At 65.0% G+C, this 12,942-nt stretch carries 11 protein-coding genes; 5 read left to right on the top strand and 6 right to left on the bottom strand.

The annotated features are described in order from the left end of the window. Positions 1–27: 27 nt before the first annotated feature. On the bottom strand, positions 28–1,182 hold the full coding sequence (locus tag FQ755_RS13940) for an acyl-CoA dehydrogenase family protein (protein ID WP_144155076.1): 1,155 nt from the start codon (positions 1,180–1,182) through the stop codon (positions 28–30). Positions 1,183–1,402: 220 nt separating this feature from the next. Here FQ755_RS13940 and FQ755_RS13935 point away from each other — a divergent pair, with 220 nt between their 5' ends. Further along, positions 1,403–2,485, top strand: coding sequence for a calcium:proton antiporter (locus FQ755_RS13935; protein WP_144155074.1), 1,083 nt, complete (start codon positions 1,403–1,405; stop codon positions 2,483–2,485). A gap of 63 nt (positions 2,486–2,548) precedes the next feature. On the opposite strand, the gene FQ755_RS13930 is transcribed toward FQ755_RS13935, so the two are convergent. Continuing rightward, positions 2,549–3,424, bottom strand: a complete 876-nt coding sequence (locus tag FQ755_RS13930; RefSeq protein WP_144155072.1) for a LysR substrate-binding domain-containing protein — start codon at positions 3,422–3,424, stop codon at positions 2,549–2,551. 319 nt (positions 3,425–3,743) lie between these two features. Here FQ755_RS13930 and FQ755_RS13925 point away from each other — a divergent pair, with 319 nt between their 5' ends. The 3 genes from FQ755_RS13925 to FQ755_RS13915 all read left to right on the top strand — a co-directional run bounded on the left by FQ755_RS13925 (position 3,744) and on the right by FQ755_RS13915 (position 6,119). After that, positions 3,744–4,583: a transporter substrate-binding domain-containing protein gene (locus tag FQ755_RS13925; RefSeq protein WP_260858570.1), complete on the top strand. Its 840-nt coding sequence runs from the start codon at positions 3,744–3,746 to the stop codon at positions 4,581–4,583. Positions 4,584–4,716: 133 nt separating this feature from the next. Beyond that, complete coding sequence (locus FQ755_RS13920) at positions 4,717–5,460, top strand: amino acid ABC transporter permease (protein WP_144155070.1); 744 nt, start codon at positions 4,717–4,719, stop codon at positions 5,458–5,460. A gap of 2 nt (positions 5,461–5,462) precedes the next feature. Beyond that, on the top strand, positions 5,463–6,119 hold the full coding sequence (locus FQ755_RS13915) for an amino acid ABC transporter permease (protein WP_144155068.1): 657 nt from the start codon (positions 5,463–5,465) through the stop codon (positions 6,117–6,119). 124 nt (positions 6,120–6,243) lie between these two features. On the opposite strand, the gene FQ755_RS13910 is transcribed toward FQ755_RS13915, so the two are convergent. Genes FQ755_RS13910 through FQ755_RS13900 form a run of 3 tightly spaced genes read right to left on the bottom strand, consistent with a single transcriptional unit; the run spans position 6,244 to position 10,286 of the window. Next, the gene (locus FQ755_RS13910; protein ID WP_144155066.1) at positions 6,244–7,524 is read right to left on the bottom strand and encodes a c-type cytochrome; all 1,281 of its coding nucleotides are present in this window, start codon (positions 7,522–7,524) and stop codon (positions 6,244–6,246) included. 13 nt (positions 7,525–7,537) lie between these two features. Then, the gene (locus FQ755_RS13905; RefSeq protein WP_144155064.1) at positions 7,538–9,829 is read right to left on the bottom strand and encodes a xanthine dehydrogenase family protein molybdopterin-binding subunit; all 2,292 of its coding nucleotides are present in this window, start codon (positions 9,827–9,829) and stop codon (positions 7,538–7,540) included. Between the two features lies 1 nt (position 9,830). Further along, positions 9,831–10,286: a (2Fe-2S)-binding protein gene (locus FQ755_RS13900; protein WP_144155062.1), complete on the bottom strand. Its 456-nt coding sequence runs from the start codon at positions 10,284–10,286 to the stop codon at positions 9,831–9,833. Between the two features lie 168 nt (positions 10,287–10,454). Here FQ755_RS13900 and FQ755_RS13895 point away from each other — a divergent pair, with 168 nt between their 5' ends. Then, positions 10,455–10,853: a hypothetical protein gene (locus FQ755_RS13895; RefSeq protein ID WP_144155060.1), complete on the top strand. Its 399-nt coding sequence runs from the start codon at positions 10,455–10,457 to the stop codon at positions 10,851–10,853. Positions 10,854–10,982: 129 nt separating this feature from the next. Here FQ755_RS13895 and prpR read toward each other — a convergent pair whose 3' ends face one another. Continuing rightward, positions 10,983–12,923, bottom strand: a complete 1,941-nt coding sequence (gene prpR, locus FQ755_RS13890; RefSeq protein ID WP_144155058.1) for a propionate catabolism operon regulatory protein PrpR — start codon at positions 12,921–12,923, stop codon at positions 10,983–10,985. Between the last annotated feature and the right edge of the window lie 19 nt (positions 12,924–12,942).

Genomic DNA, 12,942 nt, shown 5'->3' with positions numbered 1-12,942 from the left:
GGGGGTTGTGCCTGTTTCGTCAGACGCTCAGCCTTCGAAACCGCGCTGCATCTCACGCGCAATCACAATCTGCTGGATCTGCGTCGTCCCTTCGTCAATGCGGAACAGGCGCACGTCACGGTAGAACCGCTCGATCCCATACTCGCTCATATAACCCGCGCCGCCGAAAATCTGCACGGCACGATCCGCCACGCGCCCGCACATTTCCGTGGCGAACATCTTCGCGCATGAGGCTTCGCTCGTGACGCGCTCGCCGGCGTCGCGGCGGCGGGCGGCATCCACGATCATGCAGCGCGCCGCGTAGATCTCGGCCTTGCTGTCGGCAAGCATGGCCTGGATCAGCTCGAATTCGACGATCGCCTTGCCGAACTGCTTGCGCTCCATGGCATAGCGCAGCGCGTCCGCGAGCATGCGTTCGGCCGCGCCGGTCGCCACGGCGGCGATATGCAGACGTCCCTTGTCGAGGACCTTCATGGCGGTCTTGAAACCGACTCCCTCCCGCTCGCCGATCAGATTGGCCACCGGCACCCGGCAGTTGTCGAAGATCACGTCGCAGGTATGCGCGCCCTTCTGCCCCATCTTGCGATCGATCTTGCCGAGCGAGAGTCCCGGCGTCCCCGCTTCCACGACGAACGCGGAGATGGCGCCCGCGCCTTTGGCGGCGGGGTCGGTGCGCGCCATCACGGTGAAAAGCCCGGCTTCCGGCGCGTTGGTGATGAAGCGCTTGGTGCCGTTCAGCACGTAGTGACCGCCGTCACGCACGGCGGTGGTTTTGAGCGACGCGGCGTCCGAGCCCGCTTCGGGCTCGGTCAGGCAAAACGAGCCAATCAGCTCGCCCGAGGCCAGTCGCGGCAGATACTTCTCTTTTTGTGCAGGCGTGCCGTCGATGACGATACCCGTCGAGCCGATGCCGTTGTTGCTGCCGATTGCCGAACGAAACGCCGGCGAGGTCTTGCCGAGTTCGATGGCGGCGAGCACTTCTTCTTCCATGGTCAGGCCGAGGCCGCCGTACTCCTCCGGCAGACATAATCCGAACAGACCGAGGTCCTTCATCTCCTGCAACAAGGCGGCGGGAATCTGGTCGGTTTCCGCGACGATTTCCTCATTCGGCACCAGCCGTTCACGCACAAAACGGATAATGCTGTCGAGCAACAGATTCAGGGTTTCCTGGCTTCTAATCACAACGTCTCCTTGAAAACTCGCCTTCGCGGGCGATGCATCTTCGTTATAGTTTAATGTACTGGCGCCGCTTCCCGATTCGCTTCCCGGCTCACTGCCCCAAGGTTGCAGCCGCGCTGCAAGGGCAACCGGCGGGACGTATTTCCCACCGCCAGGCCGGACACGATCAGCACCGGCGCGCCTCGCCCTTCACCTGCATAAGCATTAAAAAAGGATCAACCGGATGACGACGAATTCGCCCGCGCTGCCTCGCTGGACCATTGGAACACCGCTTGCCGCGTGGCTGATTCTGGCCGCCGCCTATGTGCTGCCGGGACACGGCGTGCTGCTGGCGCTGGTCGGCGTGGCGCTCGCCGGCGCGGTGTTCGCCGCCGTGCATCATGCGGAGGTGGTCGCGCATCGGGTGGGCGAACCGTTCGGCACGCTGGTGCTGGCGGTGGCCGTCACGGTAATCGAGGTCGCGCTGATCGTCTCCGTGATGCTCACCTCCGGTCCCGAGAAAGCTGGCCTCGCGCGCGACACCGTGTTCGCCGCGGTGATGATCGTGTGCAACGGCATCGTCGGCATCTGCTTGCTGGTGGGCGGTATCCGCCATCGCGAGCAGGACTTTCAGGCGCGCGGCGCAGCGGCCACGCTCGCGGTACTGGCGTCGTTGTCGGTGCTGACGCTGGTTATGCCGAATTTCACCACCACGCGTGAGGGGCCGTTGCTGTCGTCGTCGCAGCTGGCCTTTGCGGGGATGTCGTCGCTGGTGCTGTATGGCGTGTTCGTGTTCGTGCAGACCGTGCGGCATCGCGACTATTTTCTCGCCGCCACGCCCGACGAAAGCGTGCACGCCGAGCCGCCGAGCGTCGCCCAGGCTTTGCTGGCCGGCGGGTTGCTGCTGGTGTGCCTGGTTGCCGTGGTGCTGCTCGCCAAGCTGCTCTCGCCGGTGGTGGAAACGGCCGTGCAGAACATCGGTGCGCCGCCGGCGGTGGTGGGCATCGTGATCGCCGCGCTGGTGTTGCTGCCCGAGGGGCTCGCCGCGATTCGCGCGGCGCGGGCCGACCGCTTGCAGAACAGCCTGAATCTGGCGCTCGGTTCGGCGCTCGCGAGTATCGGCCTGACCATTCCGACCGTGGCCGCTGTATTTCTATGGACCGGTCAGCCGCTCGTGCTCGGCATCAACGGCAAGGAGATGGTGATGCTGGCGCTGACCTTGCTGGTCGGCACCCTCACCCTGAGCACCGGGCGCACGACGATCCTGCAAGGAGCGGTACATCTCTCGCTGTTCGCGGCGTATCTGTTTCTGTCGTTTGCGCCGTGAGGCCGGGCGAGCGGCGTCGATCCGCGCGAGGGCCATGCGCGGACCGCGCCCGCGCGCTCGTCCTCACTGCGCCCAACGCTGCGCAATCCATTCGCGGAACAGATTGACCTTCTGCTGATGCGCCACGCAGTCCGGATAGACGAAGTAATAGCGCGCGCCGGTCGTCAGCACCGCATCGAACGGCCGCACCAGGCGCCGCGCCGCCACGTCCTCGTCGATCAGCGCCAGGTCGCTGATGGCGACGCCAAATCCTTGCAGGGCCGCATTGGTCGCCAGATCGAGCGTGTCGAAGCTCGGACCATGAGCGGCGTCGACGTCGCGTGCATCGACATGATCGAGCCACATCTTCCAGTCGCGATGGTCGCGGGTTGGATGCAGCAGCGTGTGGCGCGCCAGATCGGCGACGCTGTCGAGCGGCTTGCCGGTTAGCAGCTCCGGCGTGCAAACCGGCGTGAGGCGTTCCTCGAAGAGCGCCAGCGCCTGCACGTCCGCGCCCGGCGAGGTGCCGTAGATGATGGCCGCGTCGAACGGTTCGCTTTGGAAATCCACGTCGTGTTGCCAGGCGGTGGTGATCTGCACATGCAGATCCGGATACTCGGCCTGAAACTGCATGATCTTCGGCAGCATCCAGCGCATCACGCAGGTCGGCACCTTCAAGGCCAGATCGGTGCGCTGGCGCGTGAGGCGCAGCGAGATTTCCTCGATCCGCGCAAAGCTCTCCTTCACCGCCGGCAGCAGCAACTCGCCTTCGGCCGTGAGCGTGAGCCCCTTCGCCTGACGTCTGAAAAGCGGAAACTTGTAATAGTCCTCAAGCGCGAGAATCTGCCGGCTGACCGCGCCTTGCGTGAGGCACAGATGATCGGCCGCACGCGTGAAGCTGCGATGCCGCGCCACCGTCTCGAAGATCTGCAGGGCGTTCAGCGGAGGAAGTCGTCGCATGGGCGCCGTCCAGGTATCAGGAAAATGCATCGCCGGCGGGGACGGCGAGCGGACCACCCGCGCCTTCGCTGCGGGCCATAGGGCTTTCGCATCATAATGCGATCAAAAATCTTCCGCTCGCGTGCCGACCCGGTTTCGAAGCGCCACGCATGAGCCTACGTCATGACGCCTATGCAGAGATTTCAGTTGTTGCGTGATTTTGGCAAACTTAAAGTGCGACTACCCGCAACAGGTTCGTCGCCTCACTGAAGTTCGTACCGCTTCGCTCGCCCCGGCCCACGCCAACGTCATCACGCACGTTTTCGACAGAGGAACGACCATGACCGCACCTGATGCATCCGCGCCGCACGGCCGCCGCCGCGCCCACAGCCTTCTGGCCGGCGCGGCCAGCGCGCTGACATTCGCCGCCGTCGCCGCGCTGTCCGCTTTCGTCGCCCCGCTTGCCCATGCCGACGCGCTGGACACCATCGCCCAGTCGGGCGTGGTGCGGATCGGCGTGTTCGAAGACTATCCTCCGTTCGGCTCGATTGGCCCGGACATGAAGCCGCAAGGTTACGACATCGACGTCGCCAACCTGATCGGCAAGGCGCTCAACGCGAAGGTCGAACTGGTCCAGGTGACGGGCGACAACCGCATGGCCTACCTCACCGACCATAAGGCCGACATGCTGCTGTCGGTCGGCGAAACGCCGGAGCGCGAGAAAGTGATCGATTTCTCGCAGCCCTATGCGCCCTACTATCTCGCCGTGTTCGGCCCGAAAAGCCTGCCGGTGAAAAACGCGGCCGACCTCGCCGGCAAGACCATTTCGGTGGCGCGCGGCACGCTGGAAGACCTGAGCGTCAGCAAGATCGCGCCGCCGACGGCCACCATCAAACGTTTCGACGACCCCAACGGCGCAATTTCGGCGTTTCTTTCTGGTCAGGTACAGTTGATGGTGGTGGGCAACGACGTGGGGGCGACGATCCTCGCGCGTCATCCGCCGAACGATCCCGAGCAGAAGTTCGCGCTGTTCAGCTCGCCCGATCACGTGGGCCTGAACAAGAACGAACCGCGCCTGAAGCAGAAAATCGACGACACGATTGCCCGCGCCCGCAAGGACGGCACCCTGAACGCGATTTCGCAGAAATGGCTGCGGGCGCCGCTGCCCGGCGATTTATAACCTTTTTTTGGGCCTTTTTTGGGGCCTTTTTCGGGTCGACCGGTCGGGCGCGCCCTGGCCGCGGCCTGGAAGCGCATTGACCGCGCTTTGACCCAATCTCCGATGGAGCCTGTTTCACGATGAGCAGCATGTCATGAGTTATGCGTTCGATTTCAGCGGCTTCGGCGTCTACGTCGGCATGCTCGCGCGCGGTACGGCGGTTACTTTGGGACTCACGGCGGTGTCCACCGTGCTGGGCGGCCTGGTCGGCATCGGCGGCGCGCTCGTCGCGGTGGCCGGGCCGCGCTGGGCGCGCGCGCTCACCGCGGCGTATGTGGAATTGATCCGTAACACGCCGTTCATCGTGCAGCTATTTTTCGTGTTCTTCGGCTTGCCGAGCCTCGGCATTCATATCGACGAAATTCAGGCCGCCATTCTGGCGATGACCGTCAATCTCGGCGCCTATGCCATCGAGATCGTGCGGGCCGGCATCGAATCCATTTCGCGCGGCCAGGTCCAGGCGGCCGAGGCGCTCGGCTTGCGCGCACGCCAGGTGTTCCGCCACGTCGTGCTGCCGCAGGCGCTGGCCAACGTGTTCCCGTCGCTGCTAAGCCAGGTGCTGATCGTGATGCTCGGCTCGGCCGTCGTCTCGCAGATCTCCGTGCCGGATCTGACCTACGCGGCGAACTTCATCCAGTCGCGCAATTTCCGTTCGTTCGAAAGCTACGTGATCGTCACCGTGACCTATCTGGTGCTCTCCATCGTGTTGCGCCAGGTGCTCAACTGGCTCGCCCGCGGCCTGTTCGCCGGCCGCCTGCCGCATCGTCCGGACGAGCCGCGCGGCTGGCGCGTCCTGTTCGCGTGGCGCGGCGGCCGCACCGCCTTGACGGAGCGCTGATCATGGTCGAATTCACGCTGTGGGATATCGCCCGCAATCTGCTGCTGGCCGCGCGCTGGACAGTGCTGCTGTCGCTGATCGCCTTTGTATGCGGAGGTCTGGTGGGATTCGTGCTGCTGGCCATGCGGGTCTCGCCGCTGCCCTGGCTGCGGCGCGCGGTGTCGGTCTACGTGGAGCTGTTCCAGGGCACGCCCTTGCTGATGCAACTGTTTCTGGCCTTCTTCGGCCTGCCGCTGCTCGGCGTGGACGTCTCGCCGTGGACCGCGGCCACCGTCACGTTGACGCTCTACACCAGCGCCTACCTCGTCGATATCTGGCGCGGCTGCGTCGAAGCCGTGGCGCGCGGTCAATGGGCCGCGGGCGCGAGTCTCGGCATGACGTTCGGCCAGCAGTTGCGTTATATCGTCTGGCCGCAGGCGCGCAAGATTGCGGTGGCGCCGACCGTCGGGTTCCTGGTGCAGGTGGTGAAAAGCACGGCGTTGACGTCCATCATCGGCTTCACCGAACTGACCAAGACCGGCACCATGATCACCAACGCGGCATTCCGGCCATTTCCCATCTACGGGATGGTGGCGCTGATTTACTTCGCGATGTGCTTTCCGCTCACCTGGTATGCGCGGGCGCTGGAGAAGCGGCAGAAGATCGGGCAGCATCGCTGAAACGGCGCGACTAAAAATGAAAAGCGGCAACCGGTAATACTTCGGTTGCCGCTTTTTTCTTGTCGCTGGACTGACTGCGGTTACTGCCCGCGACCAGACACCGTCAATCAGCCCACGCCGGTATCTACCTCGCCGCCTGCGTCGACTTGCGCAGCTTCGCCACTTCCTCGGCACTCACCGCCGGCGCACCGTTGTTCCATCCCGCGCGCACGAAGGTCAGCACATCGGCGATCTGCCTGTCGGTCAGCACCGGCGCGTACTTCGGCATCGGATAAGGCGCCGGAATGCCCTGGATCACCAGATCGCCGGTGCCGTTCAACGTCACGTTGATCAGCGACGACGCGTCGTGCTCCAGCACATTCGGATTGCCCGCGAGCGGCGCCAGCATCGGCGCGAACCCCCGGCCATCCACTCCGTGACAGTGCATGCAATAGGCCGTGTAGACGCGCGCGCCGGCATCGTTCGCCGGACGCGTCAACGACACCTTGGTCGCCTGCGCATCATACGAATACGGCGCCGCGCCCGTGCCGCCCGCAGCCGGCAGCGACTTCAGATAGCTCGTCATCGCCGCGATATCGGTGTCGTTGGTGGCCTGCGTGCTGTTGTTGATCACGCTGGTCATCGAGCCGAACGCCGAGGCATGCGCATTCGCGCCAGTCTTCAGAAACGCCGTGAGGTCCTGATCCGACCAGCGCCCGAGGCCGACGTTGTGCTCCTGGGTCAGATTCGCCGCGAACCAGCCGTCCAGCGCCGCGCCCGTCAGATACGCGCTGCCGCTTTCATCGAGCGCCTTCTCCTGGAACGCGATGCCGCGCGGCGTGTGGCAAGAGCCGCAGTGTCCCAGCCCCTGGATCAGATAGGCGCCGCGATTCCACGCCACGTCCTTGCCCGATTTGTCCTGATAGACGGCCTTATCGAGGAACACCACGTTCCATAGCTTCAATGGCCAGCGCATGTTGAGCGGCCACGGAATGGCGGATTCGCGATTGGCCTGCTGCACCGGCGCCACGCCCTTCATGAAGAACGCATAGAGGGCCTGCACGTCGTCGTCCTTGACCTTGGCGTAGGACGGATACGGCATTGCCGGATAGAGGTTGTGGCCGTCCTTCGCCACGCCCTCGCGCAAGGCCCGGGCGAAATCTTCCTCCGTATAACGGCCGATCCCGGTGTCGGGGTCGGGCGTGATGTTGGTGGTGTAGATCTGGCCCATTGGCGTCGACATCGGCAGGCCGCCTGCGAACGGCTTGCCTTTGGGCGCCGAGTGGCACGCCACGCAATCGCCGAGCTTCGCCAGATAGGCGCCGCGCTGCACCATCGCATCGTCCGCGGCATGCGCCGTCGATGCAACGGCAAACGGCAAGGCCAAACCCAGCGCCGCCCCGAAAACCTTCAGTGTCTTGATCATGGTCGGTCTCCGGTCAGGCGGTTTTCAACTGGCTGCCCACCGGCAACTGGCGCAGGCGTTTGCCGGTCGCGGCATAGATCGCGTTCGCCACGGCGGCGGCAAGGGCCGCTGTACCGGGCTCGCCGATCCCGCCCGGCGCCTCCGTGCTTTTGACGATATGCACGTCGATGTTGGGCGTCTGGTCGATACGCAGCATGCGGTAATCGGTGAAGTTGCTCTGCTCGACGCGTCCGTCCTTGATCGTGATCTCGCTGTACAGCGCCCCCGTAATGCCGAAGATGATGCCGCCCTGCACCTGTGCCTCGATGGTGTTCGGATTGACCGTCATGCCGCAATCGACTGCGCAGACCACGCGGTTCACCGTCACCTCGCCCTCGTCGACGGTGACGTCCGCGACCATCGCGAAGAAGCTGCCGAATGCATGCATCACCGAGACGCCGCGGCCTTGTCCCTGCGGCAGGCTCGTGCTGCCCCAGCCGGCCGCGCGGGTGGCGGTGTCGAGCACGTTCAGCGCACGCGGCGTTTTGCCGAGCAGATCGCGCCGGTATTTCACCGGATCCACCTTGGCTTGCGCGGCCAGTTCGTCGATAAAACTCTCCACCACGAAAGTGCTGCGCGTCGGGCCGACGCCGCGCCAGAACGCGGTGGGCACCGTGCGTGGCTCCTGACGCACGTAGTCGATCAACTGGTTGGGCAGGTCGTAGGGCAGATCCGACGCCACTTCCACCGCGTCGGGATCGACGCCGTGCTGGACGGCCGGCGGCGCAAAACGCGCCAGAATCGACGAGCCGACGATGCGGTGCTGCCAGGCAATCGGCTTGCCGTTGGCGTCGAGCCCGGCGGAAATCTTGTCGTAGTAGTACGGCCGGTACATGTCGTGCTGGATGTCTTCCTCGCGCGTCCAGACCACCTTGACCGGCACCGACAGTTGCTTGCCGATCTTGAGCGCCTGGGTCGCCATGTCGAATTCCAGCCGGCGCCCGAAACCGCCGCCCAGCAGGTGGTTATGCACCGTGATTTTGTCGGCGGGCAGACCGGTGATCTTGACAGCCGTGTCGACGATGCGGGTCGGCACCTGGGTACCCAGCCAGATGTCGCAGCCGTCGGGACGCACGTGCACCGTGCAGTTGACCGGCTCCATGGTCGCGTGAGCGAGGAACGGCTGCTGATAGACCGCGTCGATACGCGTTTTGGCGTCCGAGAAGCCTTTGCCCACGTCGCCGTCCTTGCGCGCGACGGCGCCCGTGCCGTGGTCGGCGGCGGCGGCGAGATCGTCGACGATCTGCTTCATCGACAGATTGGCGCCCGCGCCTTCGTTCCAGGTGATGACGAGCGCCGCGAGGCCGCGCTTGGCGGCCCACGTGTGGTCGCCGATCACGGCCACCGCGTTGTCTGCCTTGATCACCTGGCGCACGCCGGGGATTTTCTTCGCGGCGCTGTCGTCGACGCTGCCGAGCGTGCCGCCGAACACCGGACACGTCGAGATTGCCGCATAGACCATGTCCGGCAGCCGCACGTCGAGGCCGAACACGGCGCTGCCGTCCACCTTTTCCGGCGAATCGAGGCGTTTAGCCGAGGTGCCGATGAGCTTGAAGTCCTTCGGGTCCTTGAGCGGCACATTCTGCGGCGCCGGCAGCTTCGCCGCGATACCCACAAGTTGACCGTAGCCGATGCTGCGATTGCTGGCCGCGTGAAGCACCTGGCCAGCCTGTGCGTGACAGGTGGCCGGATCGACCTGCCATTGCTGCGCCGCAGCGTTGATCAGCAGCACGCGCGCGGTCGCACCGGCCTTGCGCATCGGGTCCCATGCGTAACGGATCGAGGTCGAGCCGCCGGTCAACTGACCGCCGAGCAGCGGGTCCGTGAACAGCTTTTCGTTGGGCGGGGCGTGGTCCACGGTGACGCTGTCGAGCGGCACTTCGAGTTCTTCCGCGATCAGCATGGGGATCGACGTGTAGACGCCCTGTCCCATCTCGACCTTCGGAATCACCAGCGCGACCTTGCCGGTGGTGTCGATCTGAATGAAGGCGTTCGGCGCGAATACGCCAGCCGGCGCGGGCTCGCTCGCGTCGCCGCCGACCACCGATTTGCCGGACGGCCCCTGCTCCAGTTCCTGGTTTTGCCCCTGGCTTAGCACCGGCAGGCTGAAACCGAGCAGCAGGCCGCCGCCCGCTGCCGCGCCTACCGTCGCGCTGAACTTCAGAAACGTGCGGCGCGAAAAGCGTCCACCGCCCGACTCTCGACCGGCTGTGTGAGCCGCATCCGCTTTGGCGCCGATCTGCGCATCGATCAATCCTTGCGACATATCAGGCCTCCTTTGCCGCTTGCTTGATCGCCGCGCGAATGCGGTTATAGGTGCCGCAGCGGCAGATGTTGCCGGCCATGGCGGCGTCGATATCCGCATCGGTGGGATTGGGATTCTGCGCAAGCAAGGAGGACGCGGACATCACCTGTCCGGACTGGCAGTAGCCGCACTGCACCACGTCGATCTGCCGCCATGCCTGCTGCACTTTCTTGCCGGCGGGGGTCTCGCCGACCGCTTCGATGGTGGTGACTTTTCTGTCGCCGACCGCCGCCACCGGCAGCACACACGAACGGACCGCGGCGCCGTCCAGATGCACGGTGCATGCGCCGCACTGGGCAATGCCACAGCCGAACTTCGTACCGGTCAGACCGACGATGTCGCGCAAAACCCAGAGCAGGGGCATGTCAGGCGGGGCGTCGACGGTATGCGTCTGACCATTGATGTTGAGCGTTGTCATGGGGACTCCAGTTGCGGGTTATTGTTTTGAAGGTGGTGAGCCTGCGGCCTATGGAGGGCGAATCGATTGTAGTCTCGCCTTAAAAATTGTGTTGATAACCTGTCACCCTGTCCGCGCGGGGCAATTTTGTTAGCATGGGCCTTCTATCTATTGATCAGGAGTTGCGCCATGACCGACGAGCAAGCCACCCAGTTCCTGTCCGAGGTTCGCCGGCCCTTGCTGTCGCTGCACAAGGCGATTCTCGATCACGAACGCGCGGCCTATGAGAAGGAATTCGGCCCGGCGACGCCCGCCGCGTTCCTGCAGGTGCTAATTAACGGTTCGGGGTTTCGCTGGCTGACGCCGCTTTCGACGGTAATCGCCAATGTCGACGAGACGCTCGACGACAAGAAGGCCACCGACGTCGAGCGGATCGGCGCGGCGGAAGCGGTGACCATGCTGTTTTCGTCCGAGCGGCCGGAGAATATTTTCTTGCCGCGCTATTTGCCGTTGCTGCAGGCGAGCCCGGCCATCCTGCACGAGCATGGGAAAGTCGCGCAGGTGCTGCGGACGGTTGAGGGGAAGTAGGACTAATGCGAAGCCGGTGGCGGGACGGTGTCAATTGCGCCGCTTCCGCTTACTCCGCTTACTCCGCTGGCCTCGTCGGCCTCGCTGGCATCGCTGGCCGTTGCGTGCGCTGGAGGCCAGCCTGCCCCCTCACCTCGCCGCATTCAACTTGCGCCACAGCGTGGTCTTGCTGATCCCCAACGCCTCGCACACCTGATCGCGGTCGCCGTTGAACGCTTCGAGCGCGGCGCGAATCTCGTCGGCTTCGACCTGACGGCTGCGCTGCCGCAAAGTCAACGCCGCGTCGTTCGCCGCGCCTTCGGGCCGCTCGAACAGTTCGGGCGCGATCGACTGCAGCACCGCGTCGGTCAGGACCGCGTCGTCCGCGTCGGCCAGTTCCACTGTGATGCGTTCGATCACGTTCTGCAATTCCCGCACGTTGCCAGGCCACGTATGACGGCCAAGTGATTCGCTCACCGCCTCGAGCAAAGCCGCGGCATCGCCCGTGCTGCGAATCCGCGTCGCGAGGCGCGGCTCACGGCGCGCCGCCTGATACAGCAACTCGGATGCAAGCGGCACAATGTCCCACAGCCGTTCGCGCAATGGCGGCAAACCGATGTTCAGAATGTTGAGCCGGTAATACAGATCGGTGCGGAATTCGCCGGCTTCGATGGCCGCCGTCAATGCCCGGTGGGTCGCAGCGACGATCCGCACGTCGATGCGCGTGGGCTCCGTCGAACCCAGCCGCACGACTTCGCGTTCCTGCAGCACGCGCAGCAGGCGGCTTTGCAAAGGCAACGGCATCTCGCCGATTTCATCGAGAAACAGCGTGCCGCGGTGCGCCGCCTCGATCAGGCCCGCCTTGCCGCCGCGCCGCGCGCCGGTGAACGCGCCCTCCTCGTAGCCGAATAGCTCGCTTTCCAGCAGGGCCTCCGGAAACGCGCCGCAATTGAGCGCGACAAAAGGAAAGTCGCGCCGCGCGCTTAAGTGATGCAGGCTCTGCGCGACCATCTCCTTACCCGTACCGCTCTCGCCACGAATCAGGACCGTGGCGTCCGACTTCGCATAGCGCCGCACGAGTTGCCGCACCCGTTCGATGGGTGCGCACTGGCCCACCAGATCGTCGAGCCGGTAGCGAGCCACGAACTGTTGCGCGCGCTGGCGCGAGCGCAGCGTGCGATCGAGCCGTTCCACCGCGCGCGACTCCTGAAACGTCAGCACGGTACCCGTCGTCACGCCGTTGTCGACCAACGGTCCGCGATGCACGACATAGCTCACGCCGCGCACGGTTTCGAGCGACTCGCCTTCCGCGTCCGGGACGGCGTCGACGAGATCCGGCGCGAGTTCGAGCAAGGGACGTCCGACGGCCGCCGCCGGCTCGATGCCGAGCACGAGTGCCAGCCGCTGATTGATGGCTTCGACGCGGCCTTGCGCATCGAGCGCCACCACGCCGTCGCGCAGATGCTGCAAGACGTTGTCCAATCGATGCCGCCGCACCGCTTCACCCCAGGTGGCCTGGGCGACTTCAAGCGCGGTATCGAACGCGGCACGCACCGAGGCGCGCGAATAGAGAAACACGGATTCCATGCCGGCCCGCGCCGCCAGATCCGTGACGAGGCCCGGTCCCACGATGGTCTTCACGCCACGGTCGCGCAAATCGAGCACGCAGGCTTCGGCATCCTGCGCCGACTGATACGCGGCGAACACCACGTCGAGACCGTAGGCCGCAACGAAGCGGCGTACTTCAGCAGGCGTCTCGCCATACGTTACCAGCGCCACCGACGAGGCGTCGCGCCGCGCACGCGCTAACGCATGCATGACGTCGAAGCCGGTGGGCGCGATCAGCACCACCGGCAGGTCAACGCGCGCCTTCAGGTAAGTGCCGTTGGAACCGGCGGCGATCACGATGTCCGGACGGTTCGCACCGGCCGCCGCGATTTCGTTGACGGCGTCTTCATACCCGCGCGTCACCAGCCGCAGGTCGGCGCGGATGTCGTATTCGTCGGCGATGTCGCGGAACAGGTCGCGTAGCTTGCTGATGCCGATGGCCCAGATGCGGGGACGGGAGCCGGGTTCGGAGGGTCGATTCATGGTGAATGGCGTGGGCGCT

The sequence above is a fragment of the Paraburkholderia sp. BCC1885 genome (assembly GCF_900996235.1).
In the GTDB taxonomy this organism is placed as follows: Bacteria; Pseudomonadota; Gammaproteobacteria; order Burkholderiales; family Burkholderiaceae; genus Paraburkholderia.
Note: the sequence above shows the minus strand (reverse complement) of the source record. Positions and strands in the feature narration are given on the sequence as shown.

Bases quoted from the DNA above. Each gene is read 5' to 3' on its own strand.
- FQ755_RS13910 (WP_144155066.1), bottom strand. From the start codon at position 7,524: ATGATCAAGACACTGAAGGTTTTCGGGGCGGCGCTGGGTTTGGCCTTG.
- FQ755_RS13915 (WP_144155068.1), top strand. From the start codon at position 5,463: ATGGTCGAATTCACGCTGTGGGATATCGCCCGCAATCTGCTGCTGGCC.
- FQ755_RS13935 (WP_144155074.1), top strand. From the start codon at position 1,403: ATGACGACGAATTCGCCCGCGCTGCCTCGCTGGACCATTGGAACACCG.
- FQ755_RS13930 (WP_144155072.1), bottom strand. From the start codon at position 3,424: ATGCGACGACTTCCTCCGCTGAACGCCCTGCAGATCTTCGAGACGGTG.
- FQ755_RS13925 (WP_260858570.1), top strand. From the start codon at position 3,744: ATGACCGCACCTGATGCATCCGCGCCGCACGGCCGCCGCCGCGCCCAC.
- FQ755_RS13895 (WP_144155060.1), top strand. From the start codon at position 10,455: ATGACCGACGAGCAAGCCACCCAGTTCCTGTCCGAGGTTCGCCGGCCC.
- FQ755_RS13920 (WP_144155070.1), top strand. From the start codon at position 4,717: ATGAGTTATGCGTTCGATTTCAGCGGCTTCGGCGTCTACGTCGGCATG.
- FQ755_RS13900 (WP_144155062.1), bottom strand. From the start codon at position 10,286: ATGACAACGCTCAACATCAATGGTCAGACGCATACCGTCGACGCCCCG.
- FQ755_RS13905 (WP_144155064.1), bottom strand. From the start codon at position 9,829: ATGTCGCAAGGATTGATCGATGCGCAGATCGGCGCCAAAGCGGATGCG.
- prpR (WP_144155058.1), bottom strand. From the start codon at position 12,923: ATGAATCGACCCTCCGAACCCGGCTCCCGTCCCCGCATCTGGGCCATC.